The sequence below is a fragment of the Brachybacterium sacelli genome (assembly GCF_017876545.1).
Taxonomy (GTDB): domain Bacteria; phylum Actinomycetota; class Actinomycetes; order Actinomycetales; family Dermabacteraceae; genus Brachybacterium; species Brachybacterium sacelli.
In genome coordinates this window covers 1,638,754-1,659,117 of sequence record NZ_JAGIOD010000001.1, presented here as the reverse complement: position 1 = coordinate 1,659,117, position 20,364 = coordinate 1,638,754, and the positions used below count along the sequence as shown (strand labels likewise).

At 68.4% G+C, this 20,364-nt stretch carries 18 protein-coding genes; 2 read left to right on the top strand and 16 right to left on the bottom strand.

Translation table 11 applies throughout. The features are described from left to right. Nucleotide 1 precedes the first annotated feature (1 nt). The 3 genes from JOF43_RS07325 to JOF43_RS07315 form a co-directional block, all read right to left on the bottom strand. Nucleotides 2-850: a carbohydrate ABC transporter permease gene (locus JOF43_RS07325; protein ID WP_245354046.1), complete on the bottom strand. Its 849-nt coding sequence runs from the start codon at nucleotides 848-850 to the stop codon at nucleotides 2-4. Nucleotides 851-924: 74 nt separating this feature from the next. Continuing rightward, a complete protein-coding gene (locus JOF43_RS23140) occupies nucleotides 925-1,902 on the bottom strand; it encodes an ABC transporter permease (protein ID WP_209900725.1) in 978 nt (325 codons plus the stop codon). Beyond that, nucleotides 1,890-2,780 (bottom strand): phytanoyl-CoA dioxygenase family protein, encoded by an 891-nt coding sequence (locus JOF43_RS07315; RefSeq protein WP_209900723.1) that lies wholly within the window; start codon nucleotides 2,778-2,780, stop codon nucleotides 1,890-1,892. Before JOF43_RS07315 ends, JOF43_RS23140 begins: the two co-directional genes overlap by 13 nt. A 68-nt stretch (nucleotides 2,781-2,848) precedes the next feature. Here JOF43_RS07315 and JOF43_RS07310 point away from each other — a divergent pair, with 68 nt between their 5' ends. Beyond that, the gene (locus tag JOF43_RS07310; protein ID WP_209900722.1) at nucleotides 2,849-3,751 is read left to right on the top strand and encodes a helix-turn-helix transcriptional regulator; all 903 of its coding nucleotides are present in this window, start codon (nucleotides 2,849-2,851) and stop codon (nucleotides 3,749-3,751) included. Nucleotides 3,752-3,792: 41 nt separating this feature from the next. On the opposite strand, the gene JOF43_RS07305 is transcribed toward JOF43_RS07310, so the two are convergent. The 4 genes from JOF43_RS07305 to JOF43_RS07290 all read right to left on the bottom strand — a co-directional run bounded on the left by JOF43_RS07305 (nucleotide 3,793) and on the right by JOF43_RS07290 (nucleotide 9,306). Further along, complete coding sequence (locus JOF43_RS07305; protein WP_209900720.1) at nucleotides 3,793-6,114, bottom strand: FAD-dependent oxidoreductase; 2,322 nt, start codon at nucleotides 6,112-6,114, stop codon at nucleotides 3,793-3,795. 90 nt (nucleotides 6,115-6,204) lie between these two features. Continuing rightward, the gene (locus tag JOF43_RS07300) at nucleotides 6,205-7,032 is read right to left on the bottom strand and encodes a carbohydrate ABC transporter permease (RefSeq protein WP_342592105.1); all 828 of its coding nucleotides are present in this window, start codon (nucleotides 7,030-7,032) and stop codon (nucleotides 6,205-6,207) included. Nucleotides 7,033-7,102: 70 nt separating this feature from the next. Beyond that, on the bottom strand, nucleotides 7,103-8,107 hold the full coding sequence (locus JOF43_RS07295) for a carbohydrate ABC transporter permease (RefSeq protein ID WP_209900715.1): 1,005 nt from the start codon (nucleotides 8,105-8,107) through the stop codon (nucleotides 7,103-7,105). After that, nucleotides 8,104-9,306, bottom strand: a complete 1,203-nt coding sequence (locus tag JOF43_RS07290; RefSeq protein WP_209900713.1) for an ABC transporter substrate-binding protein — start codon at nucleotides 9,304-9,306, stop codon at nucleotides 8,104-8,106. The genes JOF43_RS07295 and JOF43_RS07290 overlap by 4 nt, the downstream gene beginning before the upstream one ends. A gap of 278 nt (nucleotides 9,307-9,584) precedes the next feature. Here JOF43_RS07290 and JOF43_RS07285 point away from each other — a divergent pair, with 278 nt between their 5' ends. Beyond that, nucleotides 9,585-10,667, top strand: a complete 1,083-nt coding sequence (locus JOF43_RS07285) for a LacI family DNA-binding transcriptional regulator (RefSeq protein ID WP_209900712.1) — start codon at nucleotides 9,585-9,587, stop codon at nucleotides 10,665-10,667. Between the two features lie 8 nt (nucleotides 10,668-10,675). Here JOF43_RS07285 and JOF43_RS07280 read toward each other — a convergent pair whose 3' ends face one another. The 9 genes from JOF43_RS07280 to JOF43_RS07240 form a co-directional block, all read right to left on the bottom strand. Continuing rightward, on the bottom strand, nucleotides 10,676-12,082 hold the full coding sequence (locus JOF43_RS07280; protein WP_209900710.1) for an MFS transporter: 1,407 nt from the start codon (nucleotides 12,080-12,082) through the stop codon (nucleotides 10,676-10,678). Between the two features lie 29 nt (nucleotides 12,083-12,111). After that, complete coding sequence (locus JOF43_RS07275) at nucleotides 12,112-13,527, bottom strand: aldehyde dehydrogenase family protein (protein WP_209900708.1); 1,416 nt, start codon at nucleotides 13,525-13,527, stop codon at nucleotides 12,112-12,114. Continuing rightward, the gene (locus JOF43_RS07270) at nucleotides 13,524-14,660 is read right to left on the bottom strand and encodes a mandelate racemase/muconate lactonizing enzyme family protein (protein ID WP_209900705.1); all 1,137 of its coding nucleotides are present in this window, start codon (nucleotides 14,658-14,660) and stop codon (nucleotides 13,524-13,526) included. Before JOF43_RS07270 ends, JOF43_RS07275 begins: the two co-directional genes overlap by 4 nt. Continuing rightward, nucleotides 14,657-15,529, bottom strand: coding sequence for an NAD(P)-dependent oxidoreductase (locus tag JOF43_RS07265; RefSeq protein ID WP_209900703.1), 873 nt, complete (start codon nucleotides 15,527-15,529; stop codon nucleotides 14,657-14,659). The genes JOF43_RS07270 and JOF43_RS07265 overlap by 4 nt, the downstream gene beginning before the upstream one ends. Then, on the bottom strand, nucleotides 15,526-16,230 hold the full coding sequence (locus JOF43_RS07260) for a GntR family transcriptional regulator (protein WP_209900701.1): 705 nt from the start codon (nucleotides 16,228-16,230) through the stop codon (nucleotides 15,526-15,528). The genes JOF43_RS07265 and JOF43_RS07260 overlap by 4 nt, the downstream gene beginning before the upstream one ends. A gap of 372 nt (nucleotides 16,231-16,602) precedes the next feature. Then, nucleotides 16,603-17,604: a glycine betaine ABC transporter substrate-binding protein gene (locus tag JOF43_RS07255; protein WP_209900698.1), complete on the bottom strand. Its 1,002-nt coding sequence runs from the start codon at nucleotides 17,602-17,604 to the stop codon at nucleotides 16,603-16,605. A gap of 2 nt (nucleotides 17,605-17,606) precedes the next feature. After that, nucleotides 17,607-18,404: an ABC transporter permease gene (locus JOF43_RS07250; RefSeq protein ID WP_209900697.1), complete on the bottom strand. Its 798-nt coding sequence runs from the start codon at nucleotides 18,402-18,404 to the stop codon at nucleotides 17,607-17,609. After that, entirely contained in the window at nucleotides 18,397-19,644 is a 1,248-nt protein-coding gene (locus JOF43_RS07245; protein WP_209900695.1) for a betaine/proline/choline family ABC transporter ATP-binding protein, read from the bottom strand. The genes JOF43_RS07250 and JOF43_RS07245 overlap by 8 nt, the downstream gene beginning before the upstream one ends. Beyond that, complete coding sequence (locus tag JOF43_RS07240) at nucleotides 19,637-20,278, bottom strand: ABC transporter permease (protein WP_209900693.1); 642 nt, start codon at nucleotides 20,276-20,278, stop codon at nucleotides 19,637-19,639. The genes JOF43_RS07245 and JOF43_RS07240 overlap by 8 nt, the downstream gene beginning before the upstream one ends. Nucleotides 20,279-20,364: the final 86 nt, after the last annotated feature.

The window sequence follows — 20,364 nt, the reverse complement described above, 5'->3', positions numbered from 1 at the left end:
CTCAGCCCTTGATCGCGCCCGTGAGCACGCCCTTGGTGAAGTAGCGCTGCACGAACGGGTAAACCGCGAGGATCGGCAGCATGGCCAGGACCACGACGGCCATCTGGATCGACTGGAGCGGCGGGGTGAGTTCGGGGTTCTCGATCTGGCTGAGCGGTGAGCCCTGCAGGACGTAGGAGTTGAGCACCAGCTGGACGGGCCACTTGGAGGAGTCATTGATGTACAGCAGCGCATTGAAGAAGTTGTTCCAGTAGCCCACCGCGTAGAACAGCCCGACCACGGCGATCACCGCACGGGAGTTCGGCACCACGATCGACCACAGCACCCGCCATTCGCTCGCCCCGTCGATGCGTGCGGCATCGAGCAGGTCCTGCGGCAGCTCCATGAAGAAGTTGCGCACGACGACCAGGTTGAAGGCCGAGATCAGCGTGGGCAGGATCAGCGACCAGTAGGAGTCCAACAGCCCCAGCTGCTGTACCAGGAGGTAGTTCGGGATGATCCCGGCCGTGAACAGCATGGTGGCGAGGATGCCGAAGAAGAGGACGCGGCCACCGGGCATCTCCCGGGTGGTCATCAGCCCGAAGGCGAGCAGCACGGTGAAGAAGAGCGACAGGAAGGTCCCCACCACGGTGACGCCCGTGGAGACGATGAGGGATCGGGTGACCACCCCACCGCTGAGCAGGGACCGGTAGGCGTCGAGGCTGAAGGACTCCGGGACGATCTGCCCGCTCGATCCCGGCGCGGCGAAGCTGGTCACCACGATGTAGGCGAACGGGACGGCCATGACGGCCACGATCGCCGTGATCACCAGGGCTTTGAGCACCTGCACCGGAAGCGGTGCGGGATGCATCCACGGTGGACGATCGGTCCGGCCCCGGCGCGGGCCCCGGACGGGAAGGGAGGTGACGTCATGCTGGGCGACCATCAGAACAACCCCTGACTGCCGAGCTTCTTGGAGAACCAGTTCGCGACGATCACCAGGACGCATCCGACCACGCCCTTGACCAGACCCGCGGCCGCGGCGAGGCCCCAGTCCCCGCCGAGCACGCCGCGGAAGTACACGAACGTGTCGAGCACCTGGGCCGCGTCCCGGCCCACGATGTTCTGCTGCAGCAGGATCTGCTCGAATCCCACGGTGAGCACGGTGCCCAGGCGCAGGATCAGCAGCAGCACGATCACCGGCATCAGGCCCGGCATCGTGATGTGCCACATCCGGCGCATCGATCCGGCACCATCCACGGCTGCCGATTCGTAGCGCTCGGTGGGGATGGTGGAGATGGCCGCGAAGAAGATGATCGTGCCCCACCCCACCTCCTTCCAGACCACCTGCGCCGTGACCAGGGCTTTGAACGTCTCCGGGCTCGTCATCACCGAGATCGGCCCGCTGCCGACGATCGCGAGAAGGTCGTTCACGACGCCCGCTCCGCCCAGCACCTGCTGCCAGATGGCGATCACCACCACCCAGCTGATGAAGTGGGGCAGGTAGACCACCCCCTGCACCAGTCGCTGGATCCGCACCGAGATCAGGCTGTTCAGAAGCAGTGCGAGGGCGATCGGGGCGGGGAACGCGAAGAGGATCTGCAGCGCGCTGATGACCACGGTGTTCTGGATCGTGCGGAGGACCTCGGGGTCCTGGAAGATCTCTGCGAAGTTCGCCAGGCCGACGAACGGCGAGCCCTGGATGCCCCGGAACGGCGAGAAGTCCTGGAACGCCACGACGTTCCCGGCCAGCGGGATGTAGGCGAAGATCAGGAAGAAGAGCACCCCGGGAGCGATGAAGACGTAGCTCCATCGGTACCGGTAGAGACGTTGCGCCAGCGAGCGGCGACGCGGCGTCGGCGTCTCGGCCCGGGCCCCGGGGGCCCGGGCGGTGGGCCTCACCGCCGTGCTCACCGATCGCACCCGCCGTCCTTGTCGGGTCGCGAGTGCGGCCGGGCGACGTCGCTGATCCCCTTGTACTCGTACGGGTCCTCACCGGCCACCATCACGATGTCCCGGAAGTCGTGCTTGCCGATGTGGCTGCCCTCGGGCATGCCCTGCCACGGCAGCAGCGACTCGGCGCTCATGTAGTGGTTCGTCAGGGCGCGCCGGTACCCGTGGCGGCCGGAGTTCTGCAGGGAGCGGTGCAACAGGTACCCGTTGAAGATGATCGCGGTTCCGGCCGGGATCTCGACCGGCACGGCATCGGATTCCTCCCAGGGGAAGTCGTAGGCCTCGATCGAGCAGTCGAAGGCGGGGTCGAACTGTTCACGATCCGGATACAGCACGCCCCGGCGATGGGATCCGGGCAGCACCCAGAGGCACCCGTTCTCGATCGTGGCGTCGTCCAGAGCGATCCAGGTCGCCGTCAGCGATCGGTCACGGGTGGGGATGAAGTACTCGTCCTGGTGCCAGGCCTGGCCGGGCTTGCCTTCGGACTTGATGAACAGCATCGACTGCATCGCCTTGACGTTGGGGCCGATCACCCGCGTGAGGACGTCGAGCATCCGCGGGCCGCGGAGTGCTTCGAGCGCGGCCTCCGAGATCTTGTGCGGGTAGTGGATGCACAGGAACTGCCGCATCAGCTCCTCCGTATCGGTTATCGCCTCCGCCCCGGCCGGCGGCGCGTCGATCTCTCCCAGATCGCCCCGGCAGATGCGGGCGGCGTCGCGCTTGAGAGCTTCGACGAGATCGGGATCGATGGCGTCCTCGAGGATGACGAATCCGTCGCGCGCGTAGTCGTCGGCGAGATCGGGGTGCTGGGGATCGGAATGCGTTCCGGCGACAAACTGTGTGGTCATGGCACATCAGTACACCGAAGGACCGCACATGTGGTCCATGTCACGTTCTTGCGGTTTAATGACTGATCATGACTCTCGCCGATCTCACGCTGACCGAGTCCCGGCCCGCGCAGCTCGCGGACTACCCGGCCGGGGCCAGCTACGGCCCTCGCCGGCTCCCGGACTTCGAGCTGGTCTGGCTCGTCACGGGGTCGGCTCGGCTCACGCTCGAGCCGGGGCCGGCCCGTGCAGATGCGTATGGCTGCACCCTGCTTCCCGGCGACCTCGCGATCACCCGGCCCGGGGACCGGGACCACTACGCCTGGGACCCCCGAGTGCCGAGTCGACATGCCTATCTGCACTTCACGGTGGACGCACTGGGCCATCTGCCCGACCCGATGACGTGGCCGCCGATGCGCAGCTTCTCCGACTTCCCTGTTCTGGAGTCCCTGTGCGACTATCTGCTCGCCCTGGCGGGCGATGACGGGGCATCCGCCCGGCAGCGCAGCTCTCAGGTGCTCCACTGGCTGGTGGACCTCTATGTCACCGGGCCGCTGCCGAACGACCCGATGGCCGGACTCCCCACCTCCGTGGGCGAAGCGCTGGAGCGAGTGCGGGAGATCTGGACGCGGGAAGGGCTGCGGCTGATCCACGTGGGCGAGCTGGCCGACGATGCGCATGTCTCGGCGGCGCACCTCCACCGCGTGTTCAAGGCTTCTCTCGGAACCGGGCCCGCGCGATGCCTGGAGCTCGTGAGGCTCTGGCAGGCAGCGACGGCGCTCCAACGCAGCAGCGCCACCGTCAGCGACGTGGGAGCGCTGTGCGGATACCCGGATCGTTTCCATTTCTCGCGCCGATTCCGCCACCTCTATGCGATGTCGCCCCGGGAGGCCCGGTTCGAGAACGGGGCCCTCGATCCTGCCGGGCCCCTGCGACGCGCCGGGCTGCTGGGGCTCGCGCAGAAGCTCCTCGCGCCGACGCGGCCGACCTGACGGCCTCGTGACCGCGCAGTAGGTCGCGGGCGCGGGACCTCCTACCCTTCGGAGCTGTAGCAGCGGATCTCGTACACGGCGGCCGAGGGGTCGCCGTGGGTCGCGTGCACCACGACTCGCAGGGAGGCCGTCCTGACCGCTTCCGGCAGCTCGTGGACCCGCCGCGGCAAACCGTTCCCCTGCACGGTCAGCACATCGACCCATCCCCCGTCGGTCTTCGCCCTGATCGTGTAGTCACGAACGGTCTGCGGATCGGCCCACAGCTCCGGGGTCTGGTCGAACTCCCGCAGGAGGTGTCCCGCGAAGGCGATCTGGAGGACACGAATCTCCTGCGCCTCGTCCCAGTCCAGCTGGATCCATTGCTCAAAGGGATGTCCTGGGTCAGAGCGCCAGAGGTTCGTCGCCTCGTGGGGGCGGGCGGCGCCGGAGACGACGCTGCGGGGAGGGTATGCGTGCTGGGCGGGCTCGACCCGGTGGCTCATGGTCACGCCGGCACCGAAGCGACGCATACGCCCGGTGGCCATCTCGAAGGCGGAGACGGCACCGGGAAGGATGCGCCCCGCGCGCAGCCACTGCACCTCCGGTGAGGCACCGAGATCGATGCGCACGTACTGGCCGCCCGCCTCCTCGCGGCGCAGGGTCTGCGGGCCGACGTCGACCGTCCAGTCGATCCAGTGCTCTCCGGACTCCACCGTCAGTTCCGTCTCGGCTAGCACCGGTCCCGTGTCCACGCGGTAGTCCCAGATGTGGTCGACCTGCTGGAGCCGTGCGGGGATCTTCACTGCGGAGTTCCCGTCGTTCTGCAGGAGAACACTGACACTGCGCAGCCCGGGCGCCTCGGGACCCGTCTCGAGCGGAATCCACTGACCGCGCAGAGCAGTCAGCTGGTCTCCCACCCGCCGCCCTCCCTCTCGCAATCCGCCGTCGACCCAGCGGTCACCGGGGGACGCGCCGAGATACAGGGCCTGCGAGGAGGCTGAGACGCGGGCTCGCCGGGCATGGTCGGCAGGGTCCGCGTTCACCGCATGGGGCAGGAAGCAGCCGTCCTTGAGCAACTGCTGCTGGACGGCTCCCGCGGCGCGGGTGGGGAGGTCGTGGACGGGGAGGTCCCTGGTCAGCGCGACCGCAGCCGCCGTCCCCGCGGCCTGCCCCATGATGGCCGTCGTCGCCTGCACCCGGACCGATCCCAGGCCGACGTGTGTGGCCGAGACGTTGCGGCCGGCCATGAGCAGGTTGGTCACGTCCTTCGCGATCAGGGAGCGCAGCGGGATGCCGAAGGGCCCCACATAGGCCGTCACCGAGGCTTCGGAGCGGAGGTCGTAGCCCGCTGCCGCCGTCGGCTCGCTGGTCTCCGCGAGCAGGCCGCCGGGGGTATGGAGGTCGATGTTCCATCCGCCGTAGGCGACCTCGTCCTCGAAGGCGTCCTCGCGGAGCAGATCGTGCTCGGTGAGGAGATGCAGGCCGACGATGCGGCGGCTCTCCCGCTTGCCCGGCACCTGGCCGAGCCAATCCAGGGCGAGGTTCTCGGTCTGCTCGCGGGTGCGGGGATCCTTGTTCTTGATCCAGTCCCACACACCCAGGGTGCGACGGGTCAGCTCGTGCCGGATCGTCTCGGCATCGTCGATGGTGTCCCAGGGCTTCCCGAGCTCGATCCACCAGTAACCACCGCGAACGCCCTGGGGAAAACGGCCCTGCTGGTAGAAGAAGTCGGGGTCGTCGTACTCGACCGCCCATTCCGGCAGCTGGAACTCGGTGGGACGGCCGACGTCCTTGGTCTTGAAGTGGAGCGAATTGCCCATCGTGTCCTTCGAAGCGGCACGGGGTGCATGCGGTTCGCCGAACTCCGAGCGCGCTTCCTCTCCGTACCGGTACTCGCACCCTGCCAGCGCCGCGACCACGCCGTCCCCGGTGCAGTCCAGGAAGATCGTGCCGGTCACCTCGGTCACCGTCTCCGCAGTGGCCGTCCAGCACTCGACCGCCGTGAGGCGCCCGTCCTCCACGGACACCGCCGTGACCGCCGTGTTCAGCAGCAGGTCGAGATTCTCGGTTCGCTGCGCGATGTCGTACAGCGACAGGTCCCAGATGCTGTTCGTCCAGCCGTTCTCGAAGATCGGCTCATGGTTCCGCAGGCGCTCGCCGGCCATGAGCTCCGCCAGCACGCCGCCCTCCCGTGCGTACGCGTGATATGTGCTCGCGCCCCGCGGGGACACCCGGATCTCCGAGGAGCTGTTCCCTCCCAGCACCGGACGATCCTGCACGAGACAGACCGTCCGGCCCATGCGGGCAGCCGAGACGGCCGCCGCGAATCCCGCCAGCCCTCCCCCGCAGACAACGATCTCGTACTCCGCTGCAGCGTGTTTCATCGCTACCTCTTCCTCAATTTACTCGGTCTGGTCGATCAATTCTTTGCGAGCACGTCGATGCGCCCGGCTGAGGACGGCCCGGATCGGCCCTCACCCCTTCAGGCCCGTCGTCGCAATACCCTCGATGAGGCGGCGCTGGAAGATCATGAACACCACGAACACCGGCGCCAACGACAGCGCGGTCATGGCGAAGAGCTGACCGTAGGACGATTCACCCATGCCGTTCATGAACATCCTCAGTCCCAGCGGCACCGTGTAGCGGTTGATGTCGGCCAGATAGATGAGGGGCCCCATGAAGTCTTCATAGGACCAGATGAACGTGAAGACCGCGGTGGTGGCCAGAGCCGGCGTCATGAGCGGGAGCAGCACGCGGGAGAATCTCTGGAAATGGCCGCACCCGTCGATCTCCGCGGCTTCGTCCAACTCGCGGGGGATGCTGCGCATGAACTGCACGAGCAAGAAGATGAAGAAAGCATCCGTCGCGAGGAACTTGGGTATGACGAGCGGCAGGTAGGTGTCGACCCAACCGATCGCCGTGAAGATCGTGTACTGCGGGATGAGCGTCGCGTGCACGGGGATCATCACCGTCGCCAGCATCGCGGCGAACCACACTCGCTTCAGCGGGAACTCGATGCGTGCGAAGGCGTACGCCGCCAGCGTGCAGGCCGCGAGGTTCCCGATCACCGCGCCCATGGAGACCACTGCGGAGTTCACCAGGAAGCGACCGAAGCCCGGAGGGTTGGCACGCCATCCCTCCGGGTAGTTCTCGGCGACGATCTCCGTCGGCAGCAACGTGCCCGGGGAGAAGATCTGCTCCTCCGGCATGAAGGAGCTGCGCAGCATCCACAGGAGCGGGTACAGCATGCCGAGGCAGACGAGCACCAGGAACGCATGCAATGCCACCCGCTTCAGGTTCACCCCGCCACGTTCCTTTTCTCGGGGCCGAACTGAGTGCAAGCCCCCGCGTGATGTCACCTGCATGTGACCGTCACCGCCCTTCGTCCGCATAGAAGACCCACCGCCTCGAGCTGAGGAAGGCGACCGCGGTGACGGCTGCGATGATGGCCACGAGGATCCAGGCCAGAGCCGACGCGTAGCCCATCTCGAACTCGGTGAACGCCTTCTGATACAGATACAACGTGTAGAAGAGGGTGGAACCGACCGGGCCGCCCGTCCCATTGCTGATGATGAACGAGGGCGTGAAGGCCTGGAACGCCACGATGGTCTGCATGACCACGTTGAAGAAGATGATCGGGGTCAGCAGCGGGATCGTGATGGAGAGGAACCTGCGCAGCGGTCCCGCCCCGTCGACCAGAGCGGCTTCACCCATCTCGGGCGGGATGTTCCGCAGCCCGGCGAGGAAGATGATCATCGGCGACCCGAACTGCCATACGGCGAGCACGATGATCGTCATGAGCGAGTAGTCGGGGTCCGCTATCCAGTTCGGCCCGTCGATCCCGAACAGGCCCAGGAACTCGTTGACGGCTCCGTCGCGGCCGAACAGCTGGCGCCACAGCACGGCGACCCCCACGCTCCCTCCGAGCAGGGAGGGCAGATACATGACGGAGCGGTAGAAGGCCATGCCTCGCAGGGTCCGGTTGAGGACCACGGCCAGCGCCAGGGCGAACAGGAGTCGCAGGGGTACGGAGGCGAGGACGTACGTGAACGTCACGCCCACGGATTGCCGGAACTCGGGATCGGACCCGATGATCTCCGTGTAGTTGGAGAGACCGACCCACTGTGCGTCGGTGAACAGGTCGTACTCGGTGAACGACAGATAGGCCGAGGCGAGCATCGGCCCGAGCACCAGACCGAAGAGGCCGAGGAACCACGGCAGCAGGAACAGGTATCCCGCGAAGGTGGCCGACCGTCGGCGCGGAGACCACCTGCGCCTCCCTGCACCTCGCGTGCGCTCGGCAGACGCTCTGCCCGGAGGGTGGCTCCCGGCCGCTCCCGGGCCACGTGCCCCTGCCTCGTGCGTGGTGGCGTTCATGTGAAATCGGTGGCGGTGGTGAAGAACTGATCCACGGCGTCCGGGATCGAGAGATCCCCGAAGGCGACGGCCTCGTTGAGGTCGCCCAGCAGCGTGCGCAGCTCGTCGAATCCTGCCGGCCAGAGCCTGTTCAGCGGGGTCGACACCTCGGCGACGGTGCTCATGTAGTCCATCGCGATCTGCTCCTCGGCGGAGAGCGACCCCGTCAGCTGCTCGCGCGCGGCCTCCGAGGGCGGGATGCCCAAGGAGATCCCGAGTGCCTCGATCGCCTCGGTGCTGTTGGTCAGCTGGTTGATGAGCTCCACGGCCGCGTCGGGAACCGAGCTGGTGGAGGAGACTGACCAGAGGCTCGCGGCATTCATCCAGAGGCTGGGGGTCGCCGGCACGTGCGGGGGGAGGTGGAGCGAGAGGCTGCTGTCGGACAGGCGGGCGTAGGCGACATAGTCCTGGGTCCATCCGAACCCCATGGCGGCCCTCCCCTGCGCCAACGCGGTGTTCGGCAGTTCGCCCTGACCTTCTGCGGTCACGTCGGCCGGCGGTGCCCCGCCGGCGTCTCTGAGGTCCTGCCAGTACTGGAGCCATGCCGTGAGGTCCTCCGGCGTCGCGTTGAGGGTGCCGTCGTCGGCATAGAACTGCCGGCCGTCGTCACGGACCTTCATGACGAACAGGATCAGGTCGCCGCCGCCGTCCTGCAGACCCCAGATCTCGTCTCCGAGGGCGTCGTGGGCCGAGACGGCGATCTGCGCGAGTTCCTCCCAGTCGTAGTCGTCACCGGGCAGCGACAGCCCGGCCTGACCGACCAGGTCGTCGCGGGCGACCAGACCCATGGCGTTCGACGCGGCGACGACGCCGTAGAGCTGATCGCCGACCAGTCCGAACTGCTCGAGCCCTTCGTCGATCGCCTCGACATCGAGGGTCTCCTGGGTGTTCAGGTCCAGGAGGGTGCCGCGCTCGGCGTAGTCGGGTATCTGGCTGCCCGCCTGCATGATGAGATCGGGAGCGTTGCCGCCCGCAGTCTGGGTTGCCAGGCGGTCCCAGTACCCGTCCCACGCTTGCGTCTCGCGGGCCACCTTCGTGCCGGTCTCCTGCGCCAGCGCGTCCAGCGCTGCATTGAGGGCACTGTTCTCGGAGTCCCCTCCCCACCAGGTGGCACGGACCTCGCCTGCTCCGGCACCGGAACCACCTCCTCGAGAGCCCACCCCGCAGCCTCCGAGGGCGAGGGTTGCACCGGTGAGTGCTGCCCCTGCGATCAGTGGGCGACGCGGAAGACGCCGTGTAGCGATGGACATGACAGACCTCCGGGTGAGCCGACATCTCTGGCGGGCACGCGCGCACGAGACATGCGTTCTAACGATAAAATTTATCGTGACAATGCACAGTAGGATGGCGGGACCTCCGCGTCAACACCTCCTCCGCACGAGTCGTGGGGACGTTCGGGGTGGAGGCACCTGTTCGCGGACGGACGGCAGAGGACGATATGAGCGAGAAGAGTCGCAGGCGCTCCGGCGGGGAGCGGGGGCGCCAGCCGAGCGTCAAGGACGTCGCCGAGCGGGCCGGGGTGTCCTCGATGACGGTCTCCAACGTGGTGAACGGACGGACCAACGTGCGCCCCGCGACCAGGGAGAAGGTCGAGCAGGCGATCAGCGAGCTCGGTTACCGGACGAGCCTCGCCGGTCGGCAGCTTCGTGCCGGCCGGACGAAGATCCTGGCCGTCGCCCTGCCCAAGCTCACCACCCCGTACTTCGCGAGCCTGGCGCACGAGATCATCACCGCCGCCGAGGAGCTCGAGTACACCGTCCTGATCGCCGAGACGACCAGCAGCCCGGAGCGTGAGCGTCATGCCGCCCGCGGCTTCACCACACAGTTCGCCGACGGCATCATCCTCAGACCGGACAGCCTGGACGGGGCCGGTGTCCTGGACTCACACGGGCCGATGCCTCTCGTCCTGCTCGGCGAGAGGGTCGAGGGCTCGCACCTGGACCACGTGATGATCGACAACGCGCAGTCCGGGCGGGACGCCACGGAGCACATCCTGTCCCTCGGGTGCACGTCCCCGCTGTTCCTGGGCGCGCACGAGGACAAGCAGTTCGGGCCCGGCTGGGTGCGCTCACTGGGTTTCCGCTCCGCCCTGAAGGACGCCGGCCTGCCCAGCGGCCCCGACCGACTCGTACGGGTCTCGCCGTACGGCCGGGCCGCCGCGGTCGATACTGTTCACGAGCTCCTCCGTGCAGGCATCGAGTTCGACTCCCTGGTCTGCGCCACCGACCTCATAGCTGTCGGTGCGATGTATGCGCTTCGACGCAGCGGCTTGTCGGTTCCCGGGGACGTCGCCGTGCTCGGCTGGGACGGAACTCTCGAGGGCGAGTACGCCAATCCCAGCCTGACGACGGTCGCCGTGGACATCCCCCGCGTGGCCCGAGAGGCGGTGGCGACACTCGTCCGTCGGGTCGAGGATCCCGACGCCCCGCCCACTGACGTCGTGGTGGAACAGACGATCATCATCCGCGAGAGCACGACGGGCGTCCTGGCGGTGCCGGCCGGTGAATCGGCGAACGGCTGAGCTCGGCACTACCGCGGGGCCAGCGCCGGTTTCTGCGCCCCGGCGGCCTGCCCGACGGATCCCGCTTCGATGTCGACGTCCTTCGGGTCCCAGCGGGCGACCAGCACGGTCACGAAGATGATCAGCGGAACAGCGGCGAGGAGGATCATCGTCTGGGACAGGCCTACTGCGGCCACCACCAGCGGGAACACGTAGAACCCGACGATGGACCCCACGCGGCTGCACGCCTCGGCCCAGCCGGTGCCGGTGCCGCGCAGGTCGGTGGGGTACGACAGCGTCGCCATCGTCTTGCCCTGCGAGCCCGGCCCGAAGGAGTGGCCGAAGATGAACGCGCCCACGAGCAGAGCGGCGAGGTACGGCGTGGACTCCACCTCGACCAGGCCGACGGCGACCAGCGCGATCACGCATATCGCGCTGCCGATCAGGGTGAGCACCCGCCCGCCGAAGCGATGCGTGAGGAACGGCTGGATGCCCCCGCCCAGCAGACCGAACACGTTCAGCAGGATCGTGCCGATCACGATGGAGACGACGTCCTGGCCGAAGATCAGTCCCACGATCACCGGCAGGTAGAACCCGACTGCGAAGTACTGGACCGCCTGGAAGCCGCTGACCACCGCGACGACGAGCGAACGGATGCGATATCCGCGCTCGAAGATGCGGGCGATCCTGGTGTCCGCTTCAGCCTCCGCCTCGCCTTCCTCGATCACGAACTCCGTGGAGGGGAAGTTCTTGCGGAGGATCTTGACCGCCTCCCCCATGCCCAGGTTGTGCGCCGCCCACATGGGGCTCTCATCGGCGAACAGGAAGCGCAGGGCGAGGATGATCAGCGCCGGGACGGCGCCGAAGCCGACGGCCCAGCGCCACATGTGCTCCTCCATCCCGAGGAACACCAGCGGGAGCACCAGGGCCGCCGAGGTGATCGTCGCGGCGTACCACATGGGCTGCCAGAGGTTGACGAACTTGCCCTTGTCCTTGTTGCGGGTGAACTCCGCGACCAGGCTCAAGGCGGCGGGCATGTCCAGGCCCACGCCCAGTCCCAGCAGGAAGCGCCAGACGATCAGCACCTCGATGGAGGGAGACAGGGCCGCACCGATCGCCGCGACGACGAAGAGCATCAGGTCGAGGATCAGCAGCTTGTAGCGACCGAGCTTGTCCACGAGGTACCCGCCGAAGATCGCGCCCAGCAGGGCTCCGACCGCCATCGCCGAGGTGGTGGTCCCCACCTGGAACGGGGTGGGGTTCAGCTCGGCCTTCATCGAGTCCAGACCGATCGCGAGGGACGTGAAGTCGTAGGCGTCGATGAAGATGGAGCCGAGGGCGATCAGGGCGATGATCTTGCCGCGGGAGCTGCCGGTGGGATGGTCGTTGACGAACGCGATCACATCGCGCTTGGTGCGCAGGACTACCTTGTCCATGACAATTCCCTTTCCTGGGGCGGGACCGCTCAGCGGGCGATCGAGAGCGACTGCAGCTCGGTGAACTCGTCGTACCCCTCCATGCCGCCCTCGCGACCGATTCCGGAGCCGCCGAAGCCGCCGAAAGGGACTTCCGGGGTGTTCGGGGCACCGTTGTTGATGCCGACGATCCCGATCCGCAGGCGCTCGGCGAGATCCTGAGCCGCGGCGAGGTCCCGGCCGCACACGTAGCCGGCCAGGCCCACGCCCCACGCATTGACCTCCTCGACGACGGCGTCCTCCTCGTCGTAGGTGACCAGGGCGAGCACCGGACCGAAGATCTCCTGGTCGTACAGCTCGGTACCACGAGCGTCCTCGACGACTGCTGCGGCCATGAAGGCGCCGCCATCGGGTCCGTCCTGGCCGCGCACCACACGCTTGCCCGCCTGCTCGGCCTTCTGGACGAGGGAGTTCAGGCGCTCGACCGCGCCGGCGTCGATGAGCGGGCCGAAGTCGACGTCGTCATCGCTCTGGGCGCCCGGGCGGGTGGCCTCGATGCGCGCCGCGAGGACCGCCCGAAACTCCTCGGCCAGCGACCTGGGCACGAAAACGGTGTTCGCCGCGATGCAGGACTCGCCGTTGTTGCGCAGCTTGGCGATCAGCAGGTGCTCGACGGCGTCGGCCACGTCGGCGTCCTCACGCACGATGAAGGGCGCTCGTCCACCGAGCTCGAGGCAGGCACGGGTCAGGCTGCGGCCCGCTCGCTCGGCGATGATCGTGCCGATCGCAGTCGAACCGGTGAAGGTGACCGCGGCGATGCGCGGATCGTCGATCAGCGCATTCGAGATCTCGATGCCGTCGCCGATGACCTGGCCGATGACGCCGACCGGGAGGTGGCGCTCGCAGATTCGCACCAGCGCATCGGAGGAGACCGGGGTGCGTTCGCTCGGCTTGAGGACGGTGGGGCAGCCGGCGGCGATCGACGCGGCGATCTTGCGGGCCGGGATCGACAGCGGGAAGTTCCAGGTGCCGATCGCGGCGACGACACCCACCGGGTGGCGGCGTACGCGGAAGCGTCGCATTGGGGTGACACGCCCGGCCTCCTCCTCGGCGATCGCGGGAGCTTCGGCGAACCAGTCGAAGTACTTCGCGGAGAACTCGACCTCGGCGGTGGCCTCCGGAAGGAGCTTGCCCGACTCGGCGGCGATCGCCGGCGCGATCTCTGCGGCCTCGGCGCGCAGGTCGGCGGCGATGGCGCGCAGGGCGGCGGCGCGCTCCCGGGCCGGCGTGGTGGACCAGGCGGCGAAGGCGCCGGCGGCCACGCTCACGGCGCGTTCGACGTCGGCGGCGCCGGCCCAGCCGACACTCGCGAAGGCGGCGCCGGTGGCGGGGTCGATCACGTCGTGCGCGGCGCCGGCGAGGATGTCGCCACCGATGCGGGCTGCGGGGATGGACAGGGTGCTCATGAAAGGCTCCGTTCGTCGGAGTGGACTTGGAATCGGCTCACGGCGTCGGCATCGAGGTCGCCGACGAGGCCGTGAGCTCCGGGAGCGAGGACATGGCCCTCGCGGAGGGGGAACCCGTCGGTGACGAGGTCGTCACGCAGGGGGTTGGCGCGCACGTCGAGCTCGATCCACCCGGCGTGGGTGACCGTGGTGGCGAGCGTGATGGAGGCGCGCAGGCCGATGGCGCCGGAATACCAGTGGGGGCTGAGCACGCACCCGGTGCCGTCGAGCTGCTCGGCCAGGCGCAGCGGAACGGTCAGGCCACCCGACTTGGCGACGTCGGGCTGGGCGTGGACGAGGCCCTCGGTCGTGACGAGACGGACCAGATTCTCCAGTCCGTACACGTTCTCGCCGCCTGCCAGCGGGATCCCGGTGACCTCGTGCAAGGTGGCGAGGTCCCGGGGGTCGTCGCCCGAGACGGGCTCCTCGAGCAGCTCGACCCCTTCCTGCTGGAGCCACGTCGTGTTCGCGATGGCTTCCTCGAGGGTCCACGCCTGGTTGGCGTCGGCGAAGATGCGGATGTCGGGAGCCGTCTCACGGACGGCCGCGATGGTGGCGCGGTCGGTTTCCTGGCCGAATCCGACCTTGGTCTTGACCGCCGTCAGGCCCAGCTCGAGCGCACGCTCGGTGAGCTCGTGGACCTTGGTGGGGCCGACGCCGCTGGCGTAGGCGGGGGCGCTGTCGCGGACGAGGCCGAGCGTCTGTGCGGTGGAGGTGCCGGCCAGACGACCGTGCAGGTCCCACAGGGCGATGTCGATGCCGCTGATCGCCTGCCAGATCGGACCGTGCGCGCCCCACTGCCGACCCACGCCGCCGAGAGCGGCGACGAGTGAATCCAGCAGGGCCCCGGGGTCGAGGGCGTCGCACCCCAGGGCGAGCGGGGCGACTCCCTCGAGCAGAGTGGCGAGGCGTTCGGTGGCAGCCCAGTCGGGGTAGTTGATCCAGCTCTCGCCGATCCCGACCTCGCCGCCCGCGTGGACCTCGACCAGGAAGGTGCGCCGGGCGCTCAGCTGGGAGAAGGACATCGGCACGTGGTCCTCGAGAGGGGCCTCGAGGACGCGCGCGACGATGCGCTCGATAGGCAGGTCGCTCATCGAGCGGCTCCGGACTGGGAGCGGTAGAGCTCCTGGACCGCGCCGGTATCGCGATCTGCCAGCCCCCGTTCCATGGCCGCGGTGTTGACGCGGTCGATGCTCTCGGCGAGGTGGGTGGGTGCACCGACGGAGCGGGCGAGGTCGATCGCCAGCTTGTTGTCCTTCGCCAGCAGCTGGAGGGCGAAGGCCGGCTCGAAGTCGCTCGCGATCATCTTCGGGGCGATCTCACGGAACAGGTTGGAGACGGTCGCGGCGCCGGAGTCGGCGATAGTGGAGACGAAGACCTCGGGGTCGACGCCGGCGGCTTCGCAGGTGGTGAGGACCTCCGCCGTGATCGCGTTGATCGCGCCGAACATGAGGTTGTTGAGGACCTTCACGGCGTGTCCGGCCCCGACGTCACCCACGCGGACCACCTGCTTGGCGACCGTGCCCTCCAGCACGGAGCGCACCAGCTCGGCCGCTTCCTCGGGTCCGCCGGTCGGGAGCGTCCAGTTGCCGATCTTGTCGGGCCTGCCCAGCACCGGGGCATCGACATAGGTGACGTGGTGCTCGGCGAGGATCCGTGAGGCCTCCTGGGCGCTGCCGGGATCGATGGTCGACATGTCCGCGACGACGGCCCCCTCGGCCGTGGACAGGGCTCCGCGTGCCGAGGCAAGGACGTGCTCGGGGCGCGGGACGGAGATGATGGCCAGTTCTGCCCCCTGCAGGGCTTCTTCGGCGGTCTCGAAGACGGTGATGCCCGAGGCGGAGGCTGCCTCACGGGCGCCCTCGAAGGGGTCGAAGCCGCGGACCTCGTGGCCGCCGGTGGCGATCGAGTGGGCGATGCGGCCGCCCATGGTTCCCAGTCCGATGACTGCGGTGGTGGTCATGTCTCGTGCCTTTCGTCGATGTGCTGGTCCGCGAGAGCCGCGTCGTGGAGGCTCTCGCGCAGACGGGTGATGTGATCGCGGGCGACGGTCTCCGCGTTGGCGGGGTCTCCGCCGCGGATGGCGTCGATGAGGGCGCGATGCTCGGCAAGAGCTGCATGCATGCCGCCCCGGCGGGCGACGGTGGTCGACATCGCCACCCGGATCTGCCCCTGCAGCTGCCGCAGGTGATCCGAGAGGCGGAGGTTGCCACCGGCTTCGCGGATCCGACGGTGGAATGCCGCGTCGAGCTCCATGTGCCGTTCCACATCGCCGCTGTCGACGGCGTCGTGGTGGCCCTGCCAGTTCTGCTCGAGGTCATCGATCAGCGTGGGATCCGCGGCTCGGGTCGCGAGTCGCGCGGCGAGGCCTTCGAGCACCTCACGCAGGTCATAGATGCCGACCAGCTCGTCGAGGCCGATCTCCACGACGACAGCGCCCCGGTGGGACACGCTCTCCGCGAGGCCCTCGTACTCGATGCGGGCTATGGCCTCCCGGACAGGACTGCGACTGATGTCGAGCTGCCGGGCGATCTCGGGGACGGACAGCCTGCTGCCTGGTGCCAGGCGCCGGCTGAGGATCGCGTCGCGGATCACCGTGTAGGCCTGGTCCACGAGGCCGTCGCCTCTGGTGATGGAGCTTGTGTCCAGTGTGAGTTGAGCCATCATCGCCCTCCTTGAGCGCAGAGATTACATGCAACATGTAATCAGGGCAACCGGACGGGCAGAGTGATCTCGCGGCAGAGGGTGATCCGCCACGGCATGAAGGGGCGCGCCCTCCGGTGGATCGGAGGGAGCGGCGGGCTCGAGGTGGTCCACGGCCGCGAGCGGACCCGCGATGAGCCGCAGGGCGTCTGCTACGGCCTATGGGACCGCATCAAGAATTCTGACGAGTTCGATGACCGCATCGGCGTCTGGGGCCGGTCCATCGATCTCCACCCCCCGCGGCGCGGTGGACGCCGCCGCGCAGGGCGCGAGATCAGCGCCGGCCACGTCGCGGTCAGGCCCACGCGTGCGGGCGCCCGCTTCCTGCAGCGCTCAGGGCTCGGTGACGAGGCCTTCGTCGAGCATGAAGTCGTAGGCGACGTCGATCGGCTCCTCGCCGTTGTCATCGACCCGCAGGTTGAGCTCGCGCATCTTCTCGTCGGTCAGCTTCGGTGTGACCTCGTTGAACACGTCGGCCAGGCTGGGGTACTCCTCGAGAGTGCTGGTCTTCAGCACCGGGGCGACGTTGTAGGAGGGGAAGAAGCGCTGGTCGTCCTCCAGCACCGTGAGGCCCAGGCTGTCGATGCGGCCGTCGGTCGTGAACACCTCACCGAAGTTGCAGGGGGTGCCGCGATCGGCGGCCGTGTAGACCGCGCCGGTGTCGAACAGCGAGATGTTCTCCTCGGGGACGCCGTCGGGCTGTCCGCGCGGGATGCCGTAAGCCTCCAGCATCGGGTCCAGCCCGTCCTGGCGGGAGTTGAACTCCGCCTCCACGCAGATCGTGCGGTCCTCGACCGGCAGCTCGGCGATGTCGCTCAAGGTCTTCACTCCGCCGAGCTCGTCCACGGCCTCGTCGCGCACCGCCATCGCGTACGTGTTGTTCAGCGGTCCCGGCTCGAGCCAGGTCAGGCCGTTGGCGGAGTCCGCCTCCTTGACGGCCTCCCACTGTTCGGTGCGATCGGGGATCCCCTTCTCGTGGCCCAGATAGGTCAGCCAGGCCGTGCCCGTGTACTCCCAGGTCATATCGGCTTTGCCCGTCTCCATCAGGCCGCGCGCCGGCTGGCTGCCCGGCACGTTGGTGAGATCCACGACGTCGAATCCGGCGGCGGTGAGGGCCAGCAGCGCGATCTTCCCCTGGATGATCTGCTCGGTGAAGTTCTTCGACGTCACGGTGATCGTGGCGTCATCGGGCAGGTCCTCGACCCGTCGGATCGCACCCGGCCCCACCTGGGGGACGAGCGAGGCGGCCGGCTGCAGACCGCAGCCGGCCACGGTGAGCAGGCCGGCGCCCAGGAGCGCCTTCATCGCGAGCCGTCGGTCCGGTCGAAAAGTCATGATCACAGCCCCCTCGGACGTGCGACGTGCTCGGCGACCCGGCCCAGCCAGTCGATCAGCAGGGCCAGCAGGGCGATCAGGAGCGCGCCCACGATGAGCACCGGGTTGAGGTCCAGGTTGACGCCGGTGGTGATCAGCACCCCGAGTCCGCCGCCGTTGATGAACGTGGCCAGGGCCGCGGTGCCGACGAGCAGCACGAGAGCGGTGCGCACACCGGCCAACATCACCGGCACGGCCAGCGGGAGCTCGATCCGGAAGAGCACCGCGGCGGAGCTCATCCCCATTCCCCGGCCGGCCTCGACCAGTCGCTGGTCCACTCCGCGCAGTCCCACCATGGTGTTGCGCAGCACGGGGAGGGTCGAGTAGACGACCAGGGCGAGGATCGCGGCCCAGAAGCCGGAGGGAATCAGGGCGGCGAGCAGGACCACCAGGCCGATGGACGGGGCGGCCTGTCCGGCGTTGGCCACGGCGATCACGGGGCCGCTGGCCCTGCGGAACGCCGGGCGGGTGAGCAGGACGCCCAGAGGGATGGCGATCACCAGCACGAGCAGTGCGGCCAGGAAGGTCAACTCCAGATGCTCGAGGGTGTACTGCCGCAGCGAACCCGCGTTCAACGTGCTGCGCTCGGTATCGCTGAGCGGCGCGATGCCGACGTAGGTCAGCACTGCGCCCACGGCGGCCAGGATGACCACCAGCTGGATCAGGAGCGCGCGCCATCCCGCGCCCAGCGCGCCGGCGGTCTTCTTCGATGCCGGGGGCTGCGCGTGACTCGTGCGGTCCTCGAGGGGGGTCTCAGTCATCGTCATCGTCGACCTTCGTCACCGCGGGCATGTCACTGGTGTTGGTGCCGATGGGCGCGTCGGGGTCCGGGACGGACTGCTCGCGGACCTCGGTGATGGCTCTCATCACGGTCTCCACGTCGATCACGCCGGCGAACTGTCCCCGATCGCTGGTGGCCAGGGCGCCGCCCACGCTGGTGACCAGCATGGTGTCCAGGGCGTCGTTCAGCGGCGCTCCCGTGCCGACCAGCGGGAGATCCGCACGGGGCCTGCTGGGCAGCTGCGGGAGCCGTTCCAGCTCTCGCAGCGACGGCCAGGCCACCGGTCGCCGGTTCCGGTCCAGGACGACCACGTGGTCGTGGCCGGCCTCCCGTGCACGAGCCAGGGCGTCCACGCTCGGGACGTCGGGGGTGACGGTGATCGCCTCGATCAGTTCGACGTCCCGGACACGGCGCAGCGAGAGCTGCTTCAGGCCGGCGCCGGAACCGATGAAGTCCTCCACGAACTCGTCCGCGGGGTCGCTCAGGATCCGCTCGGGGGTGTCGTACTGCACCACGCGGGCGCCTTCATCGAGGATGGCGATCCGGTCGCCCAGCTTGACGGCCTCGTCGAAGTCATGGGTCACGATGACGATGGTCTTGTTGAGCTCGTGCTGGATCCCGATCAGTTCGTCCTGCAGCCTCTGCCGGGTGATCGGGTCCACCGCGCCGAAGGGCTCGTCCATCAGCAGCACCGGTGGGTCCGCGGCGAGTGCGCGCGCCACCCCGATCCGCTGCTGCTGGCCGCCGGAGAGCTCCCGGGGGTAGCGGTCGCGGTAGATGTCGGGGTCGAGCGAGACCAGTTCCAGCAGCTCGTTCACGCGCTGCTCGATCCGCTCCGCATCCCAGTGCAGCATCTTGGGCACCAGGGCCACGTTGGCGGCCACGCTCATGTGCGGGAAGAGCCCGCCGGCCTGAATCACGTAGCCGATCCGCCGCCGGAGCCGGTCCCCGTCGATGTCGGTGACGTCCTCGCCGCCGAGCAGGATGCGCCCTGCGGTCGGTTCGACCAGGCGGTTGATCATCTTCAGCGTGGTGGTCTTGCCGCACCCTGAGGGGCCCACGAGCATCACCACCTGCCCGGCCGGGATCTCCAGGGTGATGCTGTCCACGGCCGGCGCCTGCTGGCCGCGGAAGCGTTTGGTGACGCCGTCGAGCGTGATCGAACGACCGGTGACGGCCGATGCGTCCGGAGCGTCTGTGGCGGAGGCGGTGTCAGGCACGGATACCTTTCGACGTGGTCAGTCGGCCGATGCCGAGCAGGATGAGATCGAGGATGAGCGCGAGGATGATCACGCCGATCAGCCCGACCAGGACCGAGTTGAGAGCGTTGGCTCCGCCCTGGCGGGAGAGTCCGGAGAAGATGTACCCACCCAGTCCGGGGCCCAGCACGTAGGCGGCCACGGTGGCGATGCCCATCACCATCTGCGCCGAGACCCGGATCCCGCTGAGCACCACGGGCCAGGCCAACGGCAGCTCCACCTGGAAGAACGTGCGCATTTTGCTCATCCCGGCGCCGCGGGCGGATTCGACGAGGGCGGGATCCACCCCGGCGAGCCCCACCACCGCGTTACGCAGGATCGGCAGTGCCGCGTAGAAGGTCACGACCACGACCGCCGGGAGGACGCCGAATCCCATGGGGGCGATGAGCAGGCCGATCAGGGCGAATCCGGGGATGGTCAGCCCGATCGCGGAGACGGCGTTTGCGGCGGCGCTCCAGCGCTTGCGGCGGTAGACCAGGGCGCCGATGCCGAGGCCGATCACGCTCGCCAGGATCAGGCACTGCACCACCAGGCTGAAGTGCTGCCAGGAGCTGAAGGCGATCTGGTCGAAGCGGCTGGAGACGTACTCCCACACGAGCGGACTCCCTCGGATCGGGTGTGTCTGAATCCTTTCGGCTCGGCTCACAGGCATCGGGTCACGGAACGTGTCCGTCCGAGCGT